Genomic DNA, 20,938 nt, shown 5'->3' on the forward strand with positions numbered 1-20,938 from the left:
ATTATTTAGACATCAGATAAAGGCAAACGCATCGCCAAACATGTGCGCTTCCAGCGCGCCGCGCTCGGCACAAAAACGTTCACGGGCGATTTTGGCCATTTCAAAGCGGCCAGCGATGTAAATATCGTGCTCGCTGAGCGTACCAAAATCCTGCATCACCGCGGTAAGCACGGTGCCACTGCGCCCTTGCCATCCCGCTTCAGGCTGTTCCACCACCGGAATAACCTGCAGTTGCGGATGCTTCACCGCCAGCGCGTTCAGCTCATCCAAATCGTACAGGTGCTTTAACTCACGGCCGCCCCAGTAAATAGCGATGTCGCGGTCAGGCTGCTGCGCCAGCGCCGTCAGCAAAATAGAACGGGCATAGGAGAAGCCGGTACCGCCCGCGATCAGGATCAACGGACGATCGCCCTCTTCACGCAGCCAGGCGTCGCCATGTGGCAGATCGACGGTGATCTGACGCTCCTGCTGAATACGATCCATTACCGCCATCGCATAAAGATTGTGGTCAGAAGCCCCGATATGCAGCTCAATGATATCCTTTTCCATCGGCGTTGAAGCCAGTGAGAACGGGCGTTTGTCGCGCTCATCCATCACCACCATCAGATACTGCCCCGCCCGAAAGCTAAAATCAGCTTCCGGAATCAGACGTACCCGGAAAACGGTATCGGTGATGGCTTCAACTGAAGTCACTTTACAGCTTAAAGTTGTCATGCGTTCCCTCTGTCGGGTCGTCATTATCGTAGTGGCCGCCATTAACGCTGCGGCGGCTGAGTAAAGATGCCTAACTCATCCCATATCGCGTCAATACGCGCCGTTACCGCCGGATCTTTTTCGATAGGCCGTCCCCATTCTCGCTGCGTCTCTCCCGGCCATTTGTTGGTGGCATCAAGCCCCATTTTGGAGCCGAGACCGGAAACCGGTGAGGCGAAGTCGAGATAGTCAATCGGCGTATTTTCAATCAGCACGGTGTCGCGTGCCGGATCCATGCGTGTCGTAATCGCCCAAATCACGTCGTTCCAGTCGCGCGCATTCACGTCGTCGTCACATACGATAACAAATTTGGTGTACATAAACTGCCGCAGAAATGACCAGACGCCCATCATTACCCGCTTGGCATGGCCGGCGTACTGTTTCTTCATCGTTACCACAGCCAGCCGGTAAGAACAGCCCTCTGGCGGCAGATAGAAATCGACAATTTCCGGAAACTGTTTAATCAGGATGGGCACCAGCACTTCGTTGAGCGCTACGCCCAATACCGCAGGCTCATCCGGCGGCCGACCGGTATAGGTTGAGTGATAGATGGCGTCATGGCGCTGCGTCACATGCGTCACGGTGAACACCGGGAAATCATCTATCTCATTATAGTAGCCGGTATGATCGCCATAGGGGCCTTCCGGCGCCATATCGCCTGGCTCGATATACCCTTCCAGCACAATTTCTGCACTGGCGGGCACGTCCAGATCGTTGGAGATACACTTCACCACTTCAGTTTTGTTGCCGCGCAGCAGACCAGCAAAGGCATATTCTGACAGCGTATCCGGCACCGGCGTGACCGCGCCCAGGATGGTGGCGGGATCGGCGCCCAGCGCCACGGCGACCGGGAAGCGTTCGCCCGGATGCGCTTTGCACCATTCCTGGAAATCCAGCGCGCCGCCGCGATGTGACAACCAGCGCATAATCAGGCGGTTTTTGCCAATCACCTGTTGGCGATAGATACCAAGATTCTGCCGCTCTTTGTGCGGACCGCGCGTTACGGTCAAGCCCCAGGTGATCAGCGGAGCCGCATCTTCCGGCCAGCACTTCATCACCGGAATTTTGCTTAGATCGACCTCATCGCCCTGCATCACCTTTTGCTGACAAGGCGCATTACGCAGCCGCTTGGTCGGCATATGCAGAACCTGCTTGAACTGCGGCATCTTATCGAACAGATCGCGGAAGCCTTTCGGCGGTTCAGGCTCTTTCAGAAACGCCAGCAGTTTGCCCACTTCGCGCAGGGCGCTGACCTCTTCCTGCCCCATGCCCATCGCCACGCGTTTCGGCGTGCCAAACAGGTTGCACAGCACCGGCATGTCATAGCCTTTGGGGTTTTCAAACAGCAAAGCGGGTCCGCCCGCGCGCAAGGTGCGATCGGCGATTTCAGTCATCTCCAGAATCGGATCGATTGACTGGGTAATGCGTTTTAGCTCTCCGCGCTGCTCAAGCAACGCCATGAAGTCGCGTAAGTCCTGATATTTCATGCTGCTTATTGTTCCGGCAAGTGAAGCGGCCATTATAGGATTGATTAGCGCGCTGTGTTGAATTTTGTGTGGCAATCCGCTGCGAATAATTGCCTGCGCTGGCGCTGTTTTTCGCTTATCGCCGCACGTCGGCTCGTGGATGCGCTATAACTCTCAGCACAGTTTTGATATTCTTAACATCCGAAAATTGGAATGTGACGTTATGGAATCCTGGTACCTGCTCTACTGCAAAAGAGGTCAATTGTTACGCGCCAGGGAGCACCTGGAGCGGCAGGCAGTGCATTGTCTCAGCCCCATGATCGCGATGGAAAAGGTGGTACGCGGTAAACGCACCACGGTCAGCGAGCCGCTGTTTCCAAACTATCTGTTTATCGAATTCGATCCAGAAGATATTCATACCACAACCATCAGCTCCACGCGCGGCGTCAGCCATTTTGTCCGTTTTGGCAATCAGCCTGCTACCGTGCCGCACACGGTTATCGCAGCGCTGCAAACCGACACGCCTGTTTCTATGGTTGATCCGGAAACCCCACAGGCCGGCGATGAAGTGCTGATCACCGAAGGCACCTTTGAAGGGCTCAAGGCGATTTTTACCGAACCCGATGGCGAAGCGCGCTCAATGCTGCTGCTCAATATGCTCAACAAGCAGATTATTCGCAGCGTGGAAAATAAGCAGTTTCAAAAGCTCTGACCGGGTGTGCAAACCCGGTCATGACCCTCACGGCAGACGGAACAGACGTCGGCTGTTGCTCTCCAGCTGTGCAGCCAGCACGTCCAGCTCTTCATTTCGCCAGTGCGCGACCTGCTGAACAATATGCGGCAGATAGCAAGGTTCATTGCGGCGTGAGGTAGGGCGCGGCCGCATATCTCGCGGCAGCAAATAGGGTGCGTCAGTTTCCAACAGCAGCCGATCTGCCGGTATTAGCGGCAACAACTCACGCAGCGCCAGGCCGCGTCGCTCATCGCACACCCAGCCGGTAATACCAATCATTAGCCCCATCGCCAGACACGCCTCCAGCTCTTGCTGGTTGCCGGTAAAGCAGTGCACCACCGCGCCCGTTAGCTTATCCGCCCAGGGTGTCAGCAACGCTTCAAAGCGTGTATGTGCATCGCGGCAATGCAGAAAAACCGGCATCTCCAGTTCTGCCGCCAGCGTCAGTTGGGCGGTGAACGCATATTCCTGCTGCTCATGGGCGCTGAAATTGCGGTTAAAATCGAGCCCGCACTCACCAATTGCCACGACTTCATCACTTTCGGCCAGACGGCGCAGCGTAGCGGCCGTTTCCCCTGACCATTCGCTGGCATGGTGCGGATGTATGCCCGCTGTGGACCAGCAGTAGCCCGGGTGACGCCGTGCCAGGCTTTGCGCCTGCTGACTCTCCAGCGCGTTGGTGCCGGTCAACAGCATGCCGGTGACGCCCGCTGCGCGCGCGCGGGCAACCACCTGTTCGCGATCTTTTGCAAACTGCGTGCTGGTCAGGTTTACACCGATATCAAACATCTTTTATCCCGATAGAAAAAAACCGCCCATTGGGCGGTTGAGTGAATGAGTTCTCCGCCAGTGTGCGGGAGAGTGCGTAACCGATCAGGGTTATGACTCTTGCTCGTCAGCCATATCCTGTCGCCTTTTCCCCACATAGAAACGGGAAAAGAATACGCCGACTTCAAACAGACAGTACATCGGAATAGCGAGCAAAGTTTGCGAAAAAACGTCCGGCGGCGTTAATAACATGCCGATGACAAACGCGCCGACCAACATATAGGGCCGTTTCTTTTTCAAGTCTTCCGGGCTGGTTACGCCAGTCCAGCACAGCAGTACAATCGCAATTGGCACTTCAAAGGCCACGCCAAATGCCATAAACAGCGACATGACGAAATCGAGATAGTTACTGATATCTGTGGCTATCTGCACGCCTTCCGGCGCGGTTTTGGCAAAAAAGCCAAAGGCCAGCGGAAAGACAACAAAGTAGGCAAACGCCACGCCAACGTAAAAGAGTACCGAGCTGGAAAACAGCAGCGGCATAACCAGTTTACGTTCATGCCGATAGAGCGCTGGCGCAATAAACGCCCAAACCTGATAGAGAATGACCGGCACCGACAGAAAAATCGAAACGATGATAGTCAGTTTGATCGGCGTAAAAAATGGCGACGCCACGTCGGTGGCGATCATGCTGGCGCCAACCGGCATTTGCGCAATCAGCGGTGAGGCAACGATATGGTAGATATCATTGGCAAACCAGATCAAGACCAGGAAAACGGCCAGGATGGCGCCAATGCAGTAGAGCAGACGCTTACGCAGCTCAATAAGATGGCTGATAAGCGGTTGGGTATCTTCAACGGCCATGAGGAGTGTTTATCGCTTCGTGAGAGGTGGCTGAATCAGCAGGTTTTGTCTCAGTCGCCGCCGCTTTTGGCTCGACTTCCGCGTCGGTCTCAGCGGGTGCCTGAGCAGGCGCGCTGGCCTGCATATCGGCTTCAGCTGGCGTCGCATGCGACATCTCTTCGTTTTTCTTCAGCGGGTTATGAATGGTGTAGGCTTCATCGTCAGCCTTTTCATTATCGCCGGTATAGGAGCGCTTCATCGACTCGGCGCTTTTACGCAGCTCATCCATCGACTCCTTCAGCTCCGGCGATAAAGAGTCGCGGCTGGCCTGCTCCACTTTCTTCAGGCTGTCCTGCAGCTCCTGCAGTTTCAGCTCCTGCGCCAGCTCGTTCTGCACGTTAGCCGCCAGCGAGCGCATCGCGCGGATCCAGCCAACCACCGTTTTCACCGCAACCGGTAAACGCTGCGGGCCGAGCACAATCAGCCCGATGATGAAGACCAATGCCAGTTCACTAAAACCAATGTCGAACACGGTTTACACCTGCTCTTTGTCTTTCTTGGCTTCGTCTTTCGTCGCCTCAGTATGCTGCTTGTCCGCCAGCGTTTTAGCGGTGAAATCAGCGTCCTGATGATCGGTTTCTTTCTTGTCGTCGTCGCTCATCGCCTTTTTGAAGCCTTTGATCGACGATCCTAAATCCGAACCGAGATTACGGAGCTTGTTCGTTCCAAAAAGCAGCACCACAATCACTGCAATAATCAATAAATTCCAGACACTTATACCGCCCATGACATAAACCTCTACTCAATACGTATAATCTGACTAATGACGCCGTACAGACAGGCTGCGGCCCGATCCAGCGACATTAGCGCCTTTAAGATAACCTGACAATCAGTTTGTCTTGCGCCAACCAACCAGCCAGGTAACGATGCCCGCCGCAATCATAATAGCGGGGAGAAAATCGAGTTCCGGCCGTTTTAACACGATGGCCGTTCCACTTAACAACAGCGTGGCGCCGATACCAAACAGAAAACGTGACTGATGGTGGCGAGTGCGCTGCGCCTGCATATCGGTTGCCAGTCTATCGACGCTTTGTTGCAAACGTTTGTGCTGACGCAGGCTGTCGTAAACCAGTTCCGGCAACTCAGGCAGCTTCTCTGCCCAGTAAGGAGCTTTCTCTTTGACGGCACGAATGATGGCCGGAATACCGACCTGATCCTTGATCCAGTCTTCCAGAAACGGCTTGGCGGTCTTCCACAGATCAAGCTGCGGATAGAGCTGGCGCCCTACTCCTTCAATATAGAGCAAGGTTTTTTGCAACAGCACCAGCTGCGGCTGGACTTCCATGTTGAAACGACGCGCGGTATTAAACAGGTTCAGCAGCACGTGACCAAAGGAGATTTCCGCCAGCGGCTTTTCAAAAATCGGCTCGCACACCGTACGAATAGCGAACTCAAAGTCTTCAACGTTGGTATCCGCGGGCACCCAGCCTGAATCAACATGCAGTTCGGCTACCTTGCGATAATCGCGATTAAAGAAGGCGATGAAATTCTCCGCCAGATAGCGCTTATCTTCTTTGTTCAGCGAGCCGACAATCCCGCAGTCAATCGCGATATATTGCGGATCTTCCGGGTGGTCATAGCTGACAAAGATATTCCCGGGATGCATATCGGCGTGGAAGAAACTGTCGCGAAACACCTGCGTAAAGAACACCTGCACGCCGCGTTCGGCCAGCAGCTTCATGTTTACACCATGCTGCTCCAGCGCCACCACATCCGAAATCGGAATACCGTAAATCCGCTCCATCACCATCATGGTTTCACTGCAGTAGTCGGAGAAAACTTCCGGTACGTACAGCAGCGTATTGTTTTCAAAATTGCGGCGCAGTTGAATGGCATTGGCCGATTCGCGCAGCAAATTCAGCTCATCGAGCAGCGTTTTTTCATAATCGCGCACCACTTCCGCAGGGCGCAGACGGCGTCCGTCCGGCAGCAGGCGCGGCAGCCAGCTCGCCAGGCGATAGATCAGACGCATATCCGCCTTGATCACCGGCAGAATATCGGGACGAATCACCTTGATGACCACCTTGCGGCCATTCTCTTTCATCGTCGCGGTATGTACCTGAGCAATCGAAGCTGAAGCCAGTGGCGTGATATCAAAATCATCGAACCAGGTTTCAATCGGGCCGCCCAGTGATTTTTCCATCTGCGCTTTCGCTTTCACACCGTCAAACGGTGCCACGCGATCCTGCAGCATGGCCAGCTGATCGGCAATGTGCGGCGGAAACAGATCGCGACGGGTCGACATCATCTGACCCAGCTTGATCCATACCGGCCCCAGATGCTCCATTGCCAGGCGCAAACGGGCACCGGCAGCGGCTTCTTTATGTTGATTCGGCACCCAAAACAGCGTGCGTCGCCACAGACGAATCGGCAACGTGATCCGCGTTTGCGGTATAAATTCATCCAGTCCGTAAGTGAGAAAGGTTTTTACGATAAACCAGGCTCGACGTATTTCTCCCAGCGTCATTTCGCCTCCAGCTGTGCGATTCGTGCGCTTAGCGCGTCAAGCGAACGCGTCATCGCGTCAACTTCTTCTGCAAACCAGGCGAGCTCCAGCGCGCCCGGCGTCACACGCCACTCTTCGGTGAGCGTCTCCGCCAGGTAAACCTGTTTGCGTTGCAGATCGGTACGGAAAAAAGCGAATGCGCGCCGCGCGGACTGACTCATGCCCTGCGCAACGATGTCACCGACCCACGGGGCCAGATATTCAGCGGGATCGAGTTCAGCCATATCCAGCAGCGCGGAAAAGTTCTGCACGACCTGCAAATCGCCTTCGACGTCCAGCGCGCCGCTACGCAGTAGACGGGTAAGCTGTTGACGATCCCGCAGTTCAGGCAAGGTGCGCAGGGACGTTTTAACCGTGCAGTCGCTGCTGCCCTGCCATTCGCCCAGCACATCAAGCTGCTGCTCACTGAACACCAGCGTCATCGGCTGAGAAAATTCCTGCAGAGAAAGCGACAACACTTTGCCACTCAGGCGCTGCCGCGCGGCTTTCATACTGCGATCGCGGTACAGAATGTGGTTAAGCGCGGTCTCCAGACCTGCGGTTAACAGTGGCGTGAGGATCATGCATTATCCTGATTCAGAACTTAAATCCACGGTGCAAGGCAACAATGCCGCCCGTTAAATTGTAGTACGACGTGTTTTCAAAACCGGCGTCATTCATCATCGCCTTCAGCGTTTCCTGATCGGGATGCATACGGATCGATTCGGCCAGATAGCGATAGCTTTCTGCATCTTTCGCTACCAGCTCACCGATGCGCGGCAGAATGTGAAACGAGTAGGTATCGTAGGCTTTGTTCAGCGGCTCAAGCAGCGGTTTTGAAAACTCCAGCACCAGCAAACGGCCGCCCGGCTTCAGCACGCGGAACATCGATGCCAGCGCCTTCTCTTTTTCGGTCACGTTACGCAGGCCAAAAGAGATGGTAATACAGTCAAAATAGTTATCGGGGAACGGCAGCGCTTCGGCATTCGCCTGCACATAGCTGACGTTGCCCACTACGCCGGTATTGCGCAGCTTTTCACGGCCCATCTTCAGCATGGAGCTGTTGATATCTGCCAGCACAACCTGGCCGGTTTCACCCACCAGACGAGAAAATTTCGCGGTTAAATCACCGGTACCACCGGCCAGATCGAGCACCCGCTGACCGCGACGCACGCCGCTGCAGTCGATGGTAAAACGCTTCCAGATGCGATGAATACCAAACGACATCAGGTCGTTCATCAGATCATATTTGGCCGCAACGGAATGAAAAACATCAGCCACTTTTGCCGCTTTTTCTTCTTTAGCGACGGTCTGAAAACCAAAGTGGGTAGTTTCCTGAGATTCATCTGCCATGTTTTGCCTGCTCCACAATCAAATATCCTCGAAGTGTATCAGAGTCCCGGAAGTCAGGCACGTTAACGCCCGTTTATTCATTGATGCGCTGAAGGGTTTCACTGACTTCCGACAGCGGTGCCAGATCGTCCTCGTCGTCGGCTAACGACTGGGCCACCAGCTGCGGATTCAGTGGCCGTTTGATCTCTACGCCGAGATGGCGAAAGCTCTCGGTTTGGGCGATCAAATTGCCGCGTCCTTCCGCCAGTTTTTTCATCGCCTGACGATAGCTGTCGTGCGCCTTATCGAGGTTTTGGCCGATGCTGCTCATGTCATCCACAAACAGCCGCATTTTGTCATAAAGCCGCGCGGCCCGATCGGCAATACGCTGCGCGTTACGGCTCTGATGTTCGTAACGCCACAGGTTGCTGATGGTACGCAACGCCACCAGTAAGGTGGTCGGGCTGACCAGCATGACGTTCTGCTGCAACGCTTCGCTGATTAGCTCCGGCTGACGATCGATCGCCAGGAGAAACGCCGGCTCAATCGGGATAAACATCAACACATAATCCAGCGATCGTAAACCCGGCAATTGTTGATAATCTTTTCGACTCAGCAGACGCAGATGCCCACGCACGGCGGCGATATGCTCAGTCAGCGCCAGTTCGCGCGTCGCTTCATCGTCGGCGTTAAAGTAGCGCTCATAGGCCACCAGCGTCATTTTGGCATCAATCACCACATCCTTGCCCTGCGGCAGATGCACCACCACATCGGGCTGCATACGTTTCTGCTGATCCAGCTGGATATTGACCTGGGTTTCATACTCGTGGCCTTCGCGCAGGCCGGACGCTTCCAGCACGCGACTGAGCACTACTTCGCCCCAGTTGCCCTGGGTTTTATTGTCGCCTTTCAGCGCTTTAGTGAGGTTAATCGCTTCCTGCGCCATTTGGGCATTCAGCTGTTGTAAACTGCGGATTTCATGGGAAAGGGTGTGTCTTTCGCGCGCTTCCTGGCCAAAGCTTTCCTGCACCTGGCGACGGAAGCCATCAAGCTGCTCCCGCAGCGGCGTAATCAGGGTATTCAGGCTCTGGCGATTTTGCTCATCGACGCGGCGGCCGCTGTTTTCAAAGATGCGGTTGGCAAGGTTTTCGAACTGGGCGCTCAGGCGCTGTTCACTGTTAATCAGCAGACGCTGCTTCTCTTCTGCGGTTAACCGCGACTCTTCAAGACGAATGGTAACTTCACGCAGCTCCGCCTCCTGCGCGCTGTTGATCTCCAGCTGGTTGCGCAGCTCACGGCTCAGCTGCTCGCTCTCGGCTTTCCAGTAATCAAAATGCTGCAGTTTTTCCTGAGAGGCTGAGAGTGCGCCATGCAGCTGACGAAGTGCCTGTGCGTCCTGCTGTTGCAGCTGGCGCTGCTCCGTAAGCTGCTGCTCCAGCTTTTGCTGGGCCTGGTGAGACTGGGCCAGCGACTGTTCCAACAGCCGCTGCTGCGTCAGGGCAGCAGCCTGCTGCTGGCCGGTCCGTAAATGCGCCACCAACCAGCCAAAAAGGATGCCCGCCAGGCCAAGACAGCCCGCTAACAGATAACCCTGCTCCATTGCTTTTTCTCCCCATTACCGCGTGGGGGAAAAGGTAGAGGCGCCCTGTATGAATGTCCACACAAATCGGTGGCGCCGGAGGTTACGCGTCAGTCAGTACGAAACGCAGCTTGCCATTTTGGTAGTCCGTCACCAGGAAGAAAGGCACCGCCAGCGACCATTCACCGTTTTTAACCAGTGCCGGATAAGCGAACTCACCGGCATCGCTGCACAGTTTCACCCATTGCGGCTGGTTGTCTGATACGGAAGCCGGGCCGCCAACACGCGTGTAACCGGCGTTGCTGCCGACATGAAACTCAGCGCCCTGCCAGCGCACCGGCGGATGCGGCGGGAAAGCGTGGGCATCGTGGAAATCAAAAATGTCATCATGGCTGAGCAGGCTTTCGCGCACGGTGGCCCACAGCGCAGTCTTCAGAAATACCTGATCGGTAAAACGCGCGCTGCCGCTGTACTGCGTCATGAAGTCACGAATCTGCTGTTCAATATTGTGAAAAACGCCGTGACAGCCGCCCCACATGCCGGCCAGCAGCAATTCTGTATGCGAGCAATAATCCCGCATATGATGGAACCAAAAAGGAGAGGCTACCCAGGCCTCAACCGCTACCGCTTCGCGCTCAGAGAGCAAGGAGTCAGCGTCACGTACGATAAATCGTTCTACGCTGCTGTCATCCATCACCAGAAAACGCCACAGAGTGGGCATAATGGCTTTTTCATGCGACATATCCACCAGCTGCACGTTTGGCTGCTGTAGCCGGTGCCAGACATGCTGCGGCACGCTGTCATCAAGATAGATACGGCAGGTCCATGCCGGATAAAGCTCTCGTGCAACCTCAACGTTTTTGATCAGCGTTTCGCAATAGCGCGGATGATGGCCATAGAGGCTGAAAGCGATGATATTTTTTTGCGGGTTGTCGAGGTCCAGCGGTTCAGGACCACGCGCCGGAAAGGGATAGCGAACATTCTGCTTATAGATCGCATCGGCTTTGCTCAGCGATTCGTGGCCGTAACGCTTGACCTCCAGCGGCTTGTTCATTAGCCCGCTTAGCTCCGCCAGGCCATCCAGCCAGGTATCGGATGCTCTGTGTCGATGCGGCGACTGATAAATACGCTGGTAAATTTTCCACGCTTTCTGATGCTCACCGAGGCGCATCAGCACCAGCGCGTAATCACTCAGTACCTGCATCTGCTGGGGGATCACTTTCAGCACCTGCTCACAGCAGAGACGCGCCTGCGCAAAATCGAGCTGATCCATTGCCTGACGAAACTGCGCTGCCTGTTGTTCAAAGCGGTCCTGCATCGCAGGCGTGATGACAACCTGGGGACGACGGGGAGAAGGAATAGTTTTACGCATCGGAAACGGCTTAAGGTCATTGAGAATGCGCAGAGTATAAAGAGGCTAAAAAGCCGAACCCTATAAGCCCTGTCTCGAAATTCCCGCTGCCGTTTCCGAAATGTAGCGTTAGTCCAGCAGCAGACGCGCCGCTTCAACCACAATTTTCACCGCATCGCTTTCTGTCTGCTTCATCGCGGCCGCATCCGGAATCTCTTTTTGGGTGCGATTGACGATAACGCCCGCCACCATACCGGCGCGTAAGCCCTGGCTGGCGCACATGGTTAACAGCGTGGCCGATTCCATTTCGTAGTTCAGCACGCCCATCTGCTGCCACTCTTTCATTGAGCCCTGGAACTGGCTCACCACACGGCCTGAGAAGGTGTCGTAGCGTTCCTGGCCCGGATAAAAGGTGTCGGAAGAGGCAGTTACGCCGATATGCGTTTTCGCACCGGCAGCTTTTGCAGCGGCAACCAGCGCAGTGGTACAGGCGAAATCGGCTACCGCCGGAAACGCCATCGGGGCGAAATGCAGGCTGGCACCATCAAGGCGAACGGCGCCGGTGGTCACCAGGACGTCGCCAACGTTGATATCGGGCTGAATCGCACCGGTGGTGCCGACGCGCAGGAAAGTGCGCACGCCCAGCTGTGCCAGCTCTTCTACCGCAATGGAGGTCGACGGGCCGCCAATGCCGGTTGAGCAAACTACAACCGGCTTGCCGTTGAGCTCGGCACGCCAGCTGGTGAATTCGCGATGTGAGGCGAGATGCACAGGATTGTCCATCAACGCCGCGATTTTTTTCACTCGTTCTGGATCGCCAGGCACAATGGCCAGCGTGGCGCCCTGCAGATCAGCGCGGGTGATACCTAAATGAAAAACATCGGACTGGGCCATAACGGACTCCTGAAGTAAATAGTAACAGCCGCGTACTTTACGCCAGCGGTCAGGGAAAAGGTGTGAACGCAATCGTTCAACATTATGAAAGTTGCAGAGATTAATCAAAACAATGTGACTAATCTCACACCTTGCAAGCGTGCTTTCACGTAGTGCTACAGGCTGCTGTGCACGCTGCCACGGTGTAGTGATAAAGAGAGATAACCCGCACTGCCGGGAGTGAAGAAATAATCCTGGCTATAGTTACCTCACTGCGCGAATCGTCTGTACGGAGAGAACAATGAAAACCGAAGAGAATATGGCACAAAAAGCGCGCGGCTTCGCGCCTGCGGTCGGCCCCACCGCAACCACCACCATCATTACCGGAGATCACGCAATTCACAGCGGCGAAACCTCCGTGGCCACCCAGGGCGAAAACATGCCCGCGTTCTTTGCCCGGCCTGAAAATAAAACCGAGGGTTTGCCGGTTGTGCTGGTGGTGCAGGAGATTTTTGGCGTACACGAGCATATTCGTGACATCTGCCGTCGGCTGGCGGCAGAGGGCTATCTGGCCGTTGCGCCGGAACTCTATTTCCGCGAAGGCGATCCTTCAGAATACAGCGATATCCCCACGCTGTTTAAAGAGCTGGTCAACAAGGTGCCGGATGCGCAGGTGCTGGCCGATCTCGATCACGTTGCCAACTGGGCAGCTAAACATGGCGGCGATATGCGCACCATGGCCATTACCGGCTTCTGCTGGGGCGGTCGCATCACCTGGCTTTATGCCGCACACAATCCGCAGCTAAAAGCGGCGGTAGCCTGGTATGGCAAGGTGGTCGGCGAGAAAACCATTAAGCAGCCAACCCAGCCGGTGGATGTAGCCACCGAACTGAGCGCGCCGGTTTTAGGCCTCTATGGCGGCAAGGATGAGAGCATTCCGCAAGAGAGCATTGAGCTGATGCGAAAAGCGGTGCGTGCGGCTAATGCCAACGCGGAGATTGTCGTGTATCCCGAAGCGGGCCACGCCTTTAATGCCGACTATCGTGAAAGCTATCATGAAGCGTCGGCGAAAGATGGCTGGCAGCGCATGCTCGCCTGGTTTACACAGTATGGTGTTGCCCCGGCAAAATAAGTTACAAGGGGCGCCACAAGCGCCCCTGAGTTTAGATCGTCATCGTCATATCCGGGCGCGCAGGTTCTGCGCCGCTGTCACCATATTTGCCAGCGCCTGACGCGTCTCCGTCCAGCCGCGCGTTTTCAGTCCGCAATCGGGATTGACCCACAAACGCTCAACCGGAATACGCCTGGCCGCTTTCAGCAACAGCGCCTCTATCCACTCCACACTCGGCACGTTAGGCGAGTGAATGTCATACACGCCCGGACCAATCTCATTCGGATAAGCAAACTCCTCGAACGACTCCAGCAGTTCCATATCCGAGCGCGAGGTTTCGATGGTAATCACATCGGCATCCAGTGCGGCGATCGACGCCATGATGTCGTTGAATTCGCAATAACACATATGGGTATGAATCTGCGTGTCATCCTGCGCCACTGCGGCATTCAGGCGGAAGGCCTCTACTGCCCATTCAAGGTAGGCCGCCCACTCTGACTGGCGCAACGGCAGCCCTTCGCGCAGTGCCGGTTCATCAATCTGAATGATGCCAATGCCCGCTTTCTCCAGGTCGGCAACCTCATCGCGCAGCGCCAGCGCAATCTGTCGGGCAATGGTTTCGCGGGTCACATCTTCACGCGGGAATGACCAGCAGAGGATCGTAACCGGCCCGGTCAGCATGCCTTTCACCGGCTTGTCGGTCAGCGACTGAGCATATTTCGCCCACTCCACGGTGATCGGCTGCGGACGGCTTACGTCGCCAATAATCACCGGCGGTTTTACACAGCGCGAACCGTAGCTCTGTACCCAACCATTTTGCGTAAAGACAAAGCCCTCGAGATGCTCGCCAAAATATTCCACCATGTCATTGCGCTCGGCCTCGCCGTGCACCAGCACATCCAGCCCCAATTGCTCCTGCTCATTCACCGCCTGCTTAATGTGTTCGGCAATGCCGGTGCGGTAATGATTTCCATCGATGGTGCCTTTTTTAAAATCGAGGCGCAGGCTGCGAATATCGTGGGTTTGCGGGAAAGAACCGATGGTGGTGGTCGGCCACGCCGGTAAATTGAAGCGCTGCCGCTGTGCGGCGGCTCGCGTTTGATAATCGCTGTGACGCTGGCTCTCTTTTGCGGTGATGCCAGCAAGACGTTCGCCAACCGCGGCATTGTGTACCCGGCCTGAATGGCGACGAGCACGTACGGGCGCGCTCCAGGTTTCCAGCGCTGTACCGTCGTTGTTATTCAGCGCGTTGCTCAGCAGCGCGAGCTCGGCGCATTTTTGCAGGGCGAAGGCGAACCAGCTTTTCACCTCTTCATCCAGACGTGTTTCCACGCTGAGGTCGATCGGACTGTGCAGCAGCGAGCAGGAAGAGCCAATCCACAACTGTTTGCGCTGCGCCTGCAGCGGTTGCAGCCTTTCAAACCACTGTGTCAGATCGGCGCGCCAGACGTTACGGCCATTGATCACGCCCAGCGACAGCAGCCAGTCAGCGGGCAACTGCTGGTTCAGCGCGACGATATCATCTCTGCCGTGTATTAGATCGACATGCAGCCCCTGCACCGGCAGCTGACGCACGGTATCAAGGTTATGGCTCACGCTGTCAAAGTAGGTGGTCAGCAGCAGCTTGCATCGCCCGTTCAGCGCGGCATAAGCGGATTTAAACGCCTCGAGCCACGCCTGCGGCAGTTCCAGCACCAGCGCAGGCTCATCAATCTGTACCCACTCTACGCCGCGCTGCGCCAGTGCATCCAGAACCTGCTGATAGACCGGCAGAATATCCTGCAGCAGGCTCAAACGGTCAAAGGATTCACCTTTGACTTTGCCCAGCCAGAGATAGGTCACCGGTCCCAGCAGCACCGGCTTTATCTTGTGTCCGAGCGCCAGCGCCTCATCAACCTCGTCCAGCAGCTGATGCCAGCTCAGACTGAACTGCTGTCCGCGGGTAAATTCCGGCACCATGTAGTGATAGTTAGTGTTGAACCATTTAGTCATTTCAGCGGCCGCGGCGGGTTCGCCGGTTGGCGCCCGGCCACGTGCAATGCGGAACAGCGTGTCCAGATCCACGTTGCCCGCTTTATTCTGATGACGTGCCGGCACGTTGCCCAGCATCAGGCTGGTGGTCAGCACATGATCGTACCAGGCAAAATCACCTACCGGCAGCAGATCGACACCCGCTGCTTGCTGCTGCTGCCAGTGACGGGCGCGCAGCTCACGACCGGTTGCCAGTAGCGCTTCCTGCGTGCTGTTGCCCGCCCAATAGCTCTCCTGCGCCTTTTTCAGTTCGCGACGCAGGCCAATACGGGGAAAACCAAGCGTGTGATTCAGAATCGTCATCAGTGTTGCCTCATAGTGTTAGACGTCGATGCCGGGCGGTGCCGTTTTCGCATCCCTGCTGGCGCAGACGTCAGGATCAGGTTGGGCGGGCCAGTGATGTTTGGCCGTCCAGATGTTTACACCGCTATATTGTGCAGGTAAGGTATGTTCCTCAAGCGCAAATTGTTCACTGTCGATGTGAAGGACTCTCATGATCGAACTCAAACACCTCCGGACACTGCAGGCTCTCAGGAACACTGGCTCGCTGGCCGCCGCCGCCGCACAGCTGCACCAAACGCAATCGGCGCTGTCGCATCAGTTCAGCGATCTGGAGCAGCGGCTGGGGTTCCGGTTGTTTGTGCGTAAAAGCCAGCCGCTGCGTTTTACGCCGCAGGGCACTATTCTGCTGCAGCTGGCCGAGCAGGTGCTGCCGCAAATTCAGCAGGCGTTACAGGCGTGTCATGAGCCGCATCAGGCCACGCTGCGCATCGCTATTGAATGCCACAGCTGCATTCAGTGGCTGACACCTGCGCTGGATAATTTCCGCCTGAGCTGGCCGCAGGTGATGATGGATTTCAAATCAGGCGTCACCTTTGATCCGCAGCCGGCCTTGCAGCAGGGCGAACTGGATGTGGTGCTGACCTCCGATATCCTGCCGCGCAGCGGTCTGCACTATTCGCCAATGTTCGATTTTGAAGTGCGCCTGGTGCTGGCCACGGATCATCCGCTGGCGCAGGCAGCGATCATTACGCCTGAAGATTTAGCCAGCGAAGTGCTGATGATCTACCCGGTGCAGCGACAACGGCTTGATATCTGGCGCCACTTTTTACAGCCAGCGGGCGTCAGCCCGGCGCTGAAAAGCGTTGATAACACCCTGCTGCTGATTCAGATGGTTTCGGCGCGCATGGGCATTGCCGCACTGCCGCACTGGGTGGTGGAGAGTTTTGAACGTCAGGGGCTGGTGGTCACCAAAACGCTGGGCGAAGGATTATGGAGCCGCCTCTATGCGGCGGTGCGCGACGGCGAGCAGCGTCAGCCGGTGGTTGATGCCTTTATCCGCTCCACGCGGCAGCACGCCTGTGAGCACCTGCCGCTGGTGCGTGATGCGTCAAAACCGGGCGTGCTGCAACCGGGATAATGCACGGCGATATAATTACCGGCCGCTCTGCTCTATAATGCGCCGCATTGCCGTAACCATGAGAAAACTAATGACCAATAATGACGTCCTGCGCAGCATCCGCTACATGCTTAAACTGAACGATGAAGCGATGGTCAACATCGCCGCTCTCGCCGACAGCGAAGTTCCGCTGGCGATGATGCAGGCGTACCTGAAAAAGGAAGAAGAAGCGGGCTTTCAGCCTTGCCCGGATGTGCTGATGGGCTATTTCCTGAACGGACTGATCTTCCATCGTCGTGGCAAAAGCGAAGAGCTGCCAGCACCGTCGATTGAGCGCAAGATGAATAACAACATCATCCTGAAAAAACTGCGCATCGCCTTTGATCTGAAAACCACCGATATTCCACAGGTGTTGGCAAAAGCTGATTTTGCGGTAGGCCAGTCAGAAATCGGTGCGATCTTCCGCAAGCCCGATCACAAAAACTATCGCGAATGTGGCGATCAGCTGCTGCGTAACTTCCTGAAGGGATTATCGCTGACCGTGCGTCCACCGATCGTGCCAAAAGCGCCCGCCGAGAAAAAACCGGCCGCTGAGCACAAACCTGCTGGACAGGCCAAATCGGCAACCGCCGGTAAGCCGGCTGGCGGCAAGAGCTGGAGTGGCAACAAGCCCGCCAGCGCGAGTCGTCCTGCTGCTGGCGGCAAACCTGCCGCAGGCAAAAAATCCTGGCCAGGCAAATCCTGATCGACTGAGCCAGGTTCGCCTGGCTCTTCCCTCTATTTTCCGCGACCGATAACCCAGCGCTTGTGCACCCACAATGACGCGCAAATCACCGCAGCACCAATAATGAAGCTTGGCCAGTGCGGCTGTTCCTGCCAAATTGCCAGATTAACCAGCAATCCCGCTGGCACATGCATATTGTTCATGATCCCCAGCGTACCAGCATCAACCTGCGTAGCGCCGTAGTTCCACATAAAATAACCCAGCCCGGAAGCGGCAACGCCCAGCCAGACCAGAATGCCCCACTGCAGGCCGGTTGTCGGCAGCTTGTGCGGATTACCCCACAAACCCCAGGCGACGATCGCCACCAGCACCGCACCGATATAGAACCAGGCAAAAGCGACATGCTGCGGCATCGGCCGCGTCTCCTGCAGGCGCTTATAACCCACCATTCCCGCCGCAAAGCAAAGGTTAGCCAGCTGCACCAGCAGCAGCCCGAACCAGAAATGCTCGCTGACTTTGTCGTAGCGAATAATCGCCGCACCAGCCACCGCCAGCAGGGCGCTGAAGAGATAGCCGATACGCACGCCGCGCCCGCTGATGATGTCGTAAATCAGCGTAACGTAGAGCGGCGTCATCACGGTAAACAGCAGAAACTCTGACACGCTGAGGTAGAGATAGGCCTGAAAGCTGATGAGATACATGATGCCCAGCTGCAGCGTGCCGACCAGCATGTAGAGCGCCAGCGTCGAGGCGCGATAGCCACGCCAGCGCAAAAACGGCAAAAACACCAGCGCTGCCAGCGACAGTCGCATCAGCACTGAAAACCAGCTGTCAACGTGACCGGCCAGATAGACGCCGATCAGGCTAAAAGAAAATGCCCATAAAATGGTGGTAACGATCAGTAAAAACACAATCCTGCCCCTGAAATGAAGAAGCACGCATTGTAACCGCCGTATTTCACAAAGCGTGAAATATCTGGTTTACATGTGATTAATAAAGCACCGCTCGCCCTCTTGGCTGGTAATGCCAGCAGGCGCACATTTCTCACGCCTGACGCAGCAGAAAACGTGCCATCTGTCATAAAAATGTAACATTACCGTCACAGGCGCTCCGCATTCATCGGGCTGGACGCTATCCTTTGCGCGAACCTTATCAGAAGGCGTATAGCCTCTTTCACCTGCTGCAAAGCATTTCAATACACCACTGGAGTCTGGAATCATGCTGAATATCTTCCGTCCCGCCGCGCATCGCCCGCGTGTGGACGATGCTCATGTCGATCCCCTTTATCGCCGCCTGCGCTGGCAAATCTTTTTGGGGATCTTTTTTGGTTATGCCGCCTACTATCTGGTACGAAAAAACTTCGCACTGGCGATGCCTTATCTGGTGGAACAGGGCTTTTCGCGCGGCGATCTCGGTTTCGCCCTGTCCGGTATTTCAATCGCCTACGGCTTTTCAAAATTCATCATGGGCTCGGTATCAGATCGATCTAATCCACGCGTGTTTTTACCTGCGGGCCTGATTCTCGCCGCGGTGGTGATGCTGATCATGGGCTTTGTGCCCTGGGCCACCTCCAGCATCATGATCATGTTTGTGCTGCTGTTTGTCTGCGGCTGGTTTCAGGGCATGGGCTGGCCGCCCTGTGGCCGCACCATGGTGCACTGGTGGTCGCACAAAGAACGTGGCTCGATTGTGTCGGTGTGGAACTGTGCCCACAACGTCGGGGGCGGTTTGCCGCCTTTGCTGTTCCTGCTGGGCATGGCGTGGTTTAACGACTGGAAAGCGGCGCTTTATATGCCGGCGTTTGGCGCGATTCTGGTTGCGGTGATTGCCTTTATGCTGATGCGCGATACGCCGCAGTCATGCGGCCTGCCGCCGATCGAAGCGTACAAAAATGACTATCCGCCAGACTACAACGAACAGTATGAAGAGGAATTAACCGCCAAACAGATCTTCATGCAGTACATTTTGCCTAACAAGCTGCTGTGGTATATCGCGCTGGCCAACGTCTTTGTTTACCTGCTGCGTTACGGCATTCTCGACTGGTCGCCGACCTATCTGAAAGAGGTGAAACACTTCACGCTCGATAAATCGTCGTGGGCCTACTTCCTCTATGAATATGCCGGTATCCCGGGCACGCTGCTGTGCGGCTGGATGTCGGACAAGGTGTTCAAAGGCAACCGCGGCGCAACCGGCGTGTTCTTTATGGTGCTGGTGACCATCGCAACGGTAGTGTACTGGTTGAATCCGGTGGGCAATCCGGGCGTGGATATGGCCTGTATGATTGTGATTGGCTTCCTGATTTATGGTCCGGTAATGCTGATTGGCTTGCATGCGCTGGAACTGGCACCGAAAAAGGCAGCCGGCACCGCAGCAGGCTTTACCGGCCTGTTTGGTTATCTCGGCGGCTCGGTTGCGGCCAGCGCTATCGTGGGTTACACCGTGGATTACTTCGGCTGGAACGGCGGTTTTGCCATCATGATTGGCGGCGGCGTACTGGCGGTATTCCTGCTGATTTTAACCATGCTGAGTGAGAACAAACACAAGCGTCAGTTAAAAGCGTAACGACCTGCGGGCAGGGTGAACGCCCTGCCCGCAGCGCATTACTCCAGAAACAGCTTACGCAGATAACGTGGCACCGCATCCTGCGTATTGCTGCCAATCACTTCCAGTTCCGGCAACAAATCCTTCAGACGCTGGTGGGCATTGCTCATGATGCAGCCCTTACCCGCCATGATCAGCATCTCTTTGTCATTCAAGCCGTCACCAAACGCCACGCACTCTTTTAACGAGTAACCGAGCAATTTGGACACCTCTTCCAGCGCATGCCCTTTGGATACGCCGCCCGCCATCACTTCCAGACAGGTTGGAAACGAGAAGCTGACATTGACCCGATCGCCCCAGCGTGCAATCAGCGCCTGCTCCAGCGGAATAAGCAGCTCTGCATCCTCGCAGGTGAAAAAGACCTTGCTGATGCCGTCGGTGGGCAGCAAACCAGGCTGATAGACCTGATAGTTAAACACCGATTCGCGAAAGTACTTCTGCTCTTCCGGGCGATGACGGCACATATACCACTCATCGTCGCGATAGACGTTGGTCATGATCGCCGGATCGTCATATTTCAGCGCGAACAGATCCTGGGCGATATCCTCGTCAAGGTTATGGCTGAAGATCAGCTCACCGGCGGTGTTGTGCACGCGCGCGCCGTTGGAGGTGATCATGTAGGCGTCGATCTCCAGGTTATCGCGCATCTGACCCACATCAATATGATGACGACCGGTGGCAAAGACAAAATGGATATCCCGCGTGGTGAGCAGCTTCAGCGTCTCTTTGGTGTAGGGCGTCAGTAGATGATCGGGGGAAAGCAGGGTACCGTCGAGATCGGACGCGACAATGTGATACATAAAAACCTCTGATTAGAAAACGTTAACCG

The 20,938-nt window shown here is 55.8% G+C and carries 19 protein-coding genes and 1 pseudogene; 5 read left to right on the forward strand and 15 right to left on the reverse strand.

The features are described from left to right. Window positions 1–12: 12 nt before the first annotated feature. Both fre and ubiD read right to left on the reverse strand, forming a co-directional pair. On the reverse strand, window positions 13–714 hold the full coding sequence (gene fre, locus EM595_RS16300; RefSeq protein ID WP_067434506.1) for an NAD(P)H-flavin reductase: 702 nt from the start codon (window positions 712–714) through the stop codon (window positions 13–15). Between the two features lie 41 nt (window positions 715–755). Next, window positions 756–2,240 (reverse strand): 4-hydroxy-3-polyprenylbenzoate decarboxylase, encoded by a 1,485-nt coding sequence (gene ubiD / locus EM595_RS16305; RefSeq protein ID WP_067434510.1) that lies wholly within the window; start codon window positions 2,238–2,240, stop codon window positions 756–758. A 202-nt stretch (window positions 2,241–2,442) separates the two neighbouring features. Between ubiD and rfaH the strand changes: the two genes are divergently transcribed. Continuing rightward, window positions 2,443–2,931 carry a transcription/translation regulatory transformer protein RfaH gene (gene rfaH / locus EM595_RS16310; RefSeq protein ID WP_067434512.1) on the forward strand — a complete coding sequence of 163 codons (489 nt, stop codon included), beginning with the start codon at window positions 2,443–2,445 and terminating at the stop codon, window positions 2,929–2,931. 27 nt (window positions 2,932–2,958) lie between these two features. Here rfaH and tatD read toward each other — a convergent pair whose 3' ends face one another. The 10 genes from tatD to udp all read right to left on the reverse strand — a co-directional run bounded on the left by tatD (window position 2,959) and on the right by udp (window position 12,264). Beyond that, window positions 2,959–3,741: a 3'-5' ssDNA/RNA exonuclease TatD gene (gene tatD / locus EM595_RS16315; protein WP_067434515.1), complete on the reverse strand. Its 783-nt coding sequence runs from the start codon at window positions 3,739–3,741 to the stop codon at window positions 2,959–2,961. A 90-nt stretch (window positions 3,742–3,831) separates the two neighbouring features. Then, complete coding sequence (tatC, locus tag EM595_RS16320) at window positions 3,832–4,584, reverse strand: Sec-independent protein translocase subunit TatC (RefSeq protein WP_067434518.1); 753 nt, start codon at window positions 4,582–4,584, stop codon at window positions 3,832–3,834. Beyond that, window positions 4,574–5,095, reverse strand: coding sequence for a Sec-independent protein translocase protein TatB (tatB, locus tag EM595_RS16325; protein ID WP_067434521.1), 522 nt, complete (start codon window positions 5,093–5,095; stop codon window positions 4,574–4,576). The genes tatC and tatB overlap by 11 nt, the downstream gene beginning before the upstream one ends. Before the next feature lie 3 nt (window positions 5,096–5,098). Then, window positions 5,099–5,350, reverse strand: coding sequence for a Sec-independent protein translocase subunit TatA (gene tatA, locus EM595_RS16330; protein WP_067434524.1), 252 nt, complete (start codon window positions 5,348–5,350; stop codon window positions 5,099–5,101). 102 nt (window positions 5,351–5,452) lie between these two features. Further along, window positions 5,453–7,090, reverse strand: a complete 1,638-nt coding sequence (ubiB, locus tag EM595_RS16335; RefSeq protein ID WP_067434527.1) for a ubiquinone biosynthesis regulatory protein kinase UbiB — start codon at window positions 7,088–7,090, stop codon at window positions 5,453–5,455. After that, window positions 7,087–7,692: a ubiquinone biosynthesis protein UbiJ gene (gene ubiJ, locus EM595_RS16340; protein ID WP_067434530.1), complete on the reverse strand. Its 606-nt coding sequence runs from the start codon at window positions 7,690–7,692 to the stop codon at window positions 7,087–7,089. Before ubiJ ends, ubiB begins: the two co-directional genes overlap by 4 nt. A 13-nt stretch (window positions 7,693–7,705) precedes the next feature. Continuing rightward, window positions 7,706–8,461: a bifunctional demethylmenaquinone methyltransferase/2-methoxy-6-polyprenyl-1,4-benzoquinol methylase UbiE gene (ubiE, locus tag EM595_RS16345; RefSeq protein ID WP_067434533.1), complete on the reverse strand. Its 756-nt coding sequence runs from the start codon at window positions 8,459–8,461 to the stop codon at window positions 7,706–7,708. Window positions 8,462–8,534: 73 nt separating this feature from the next. Further along, window positions 8,535–10,040 (reverse strand): DNA recombination protein RmuC, encoded by a 1,506-nt coding sequence (rmuC, locus tag EM595_RS16350; protein ID WP_067434536.1) that lies wholly within the window; start codon window positions 10,038–10,040, stop codon window positions 8,535–8,537. A gap of 82 nt (window positions 10,041–10,122) precedes the next feature. Next, window positions 10,123–11,391 carry a tetratricopeptide repeat protein gene (locus EM595_RS16355; protein WP_067434539.1) on the reverse strand — a complete coding sequence of 423 codons (1,269 nt, stop codon included), beginning with the start codon at window positions 11,389–11,391 and terminating at the stop codon, window positions 10,123–10,125. 108 nt (window positions 11,392–11,499) lie between these two features. After that, complete coding sequence (gene udp, locus EM595_RS16360) at window positions 11,500–12,264, reverse strand: uridine phosphorylase (RefSeq protein ID WP_067434542.1); 765 nt, start codon at window positions 12,262–12,264, stop codon at window positions 11,500–11,502. Between the two features lie 280 nt (window positions 12,265–12,544). Between udp and EM595_RS16365 the strand changes: the two genes are divergently transcribed. Further along, complete coding sequence (locus EM595_RS16365) at window positions 12,545–13,375, forward strand: dienelactone hydrolase family protein (protein ID WP_067434545.1); 831 nt, start codon at window positions 12,545–12,547, stop codon at window positions 13,373–13,375. 45 nt (window positions 13,376–13,420) lie between these two features. Here EM595_RS16365 and metE read toward each other — a convergent pair whose 3' ends face one another. Continuing rightward, window positions 13,421–15,688: a 5-methyltetrahydropteroyltriglutamate--homocysteine S-methyltransferase gene (metE, locus tag EM595_RS16370; RefSeq protein ID WP_067434548.1), complete on the reverse strand. Its 2,268-nt coding sequence runs from the start codon at window positions 15,686–15,688 to the stop codon at window positions 13,421–13,423. Between the two features lie 190 nt (window positions 15,689–15,878). Between metE and metR the strand changes: the two genes are divergently transcribed. Next, window positions 15,879–16,805 (forward strand): HTH-type transcriptional regulator MetR, encoded by a 927-nt coding sequence (gene metR / locus EM595_RS16375; RefSeq protein WP_067434551.1) that lies wholly within the window; start codon window positions 15,879–15,881, stop codon window positions 16,803–16,805. A 70-nt stretch (window positions 16,806–16,875) separates the two neighbouring features. Continuing rightward, window positions 16,876–17,334, forward strand: a pseudogene (locus EM595_RS16380) (YehS family protein); the annotation flags it as partial. Window positions 17,335–17,561: 227 nt separating this feature from the next. On the opposite strand, the gene EM595_RS16385 reads toward EM595_RS16380, so the two are convergent. Then, window positions 17,562–18,419, reverse strand: a complete 858-nt coding sequence (locus tag EM595_RS16385; RefSeq protein ID WP_067434554.1) for a carboxylate/amino acid/amine transporter — start codon at window positions 18,417–18,419, stop codon at window positions 17,562–17,564. A 307-nt stretch (window positions 18,420–18,726) separates the two neighbouring features. Here EM595_RS16385 and glpT point away from each other — a divergent pair, with 307 nt between their 5' ends. Continuing rightward, window positions 18,727–20,070: a glycerol-3-phosphate transporter gene (gene glpT, locus EM595_RS16390; RefSeq protein ID WP_067434556.1), complete on the forward strand. Its 1,344-nt coding sequence runs from the start codon at window positions 18,727–18,729 to the stop codon at window positions 20,068–20,070. Window positions 20,071–20,108: 38 nt separating this feature from the next. Here glpT and yigL read toward each other — a convergent pair whose 3' ends face one another. Next, a complete protein-coding gene (yigL, locus tag EM595_RS16395; RefSeq protein ID WP_067434559.1) occupies window positions 20,109–20,909 on the reverse strand; it encodes a sugar/pyridoxal phosphate phosphatase YigL in 801 nt (266 codons plus the stop codon). Between the last annotated feature and the right edge of the window lie 29 nt (window positions 20,910–20,938).

The sequence above is a fragment of the Duffyella gerundensis genome, from assembly GCF_001517405.1.
GTDB lineage: Bacteria > Pseudomonadota > Gammaproteobacteria > Enterobacterales > Enterobacteriaceae > Duffyella > Duffyella gerundensis.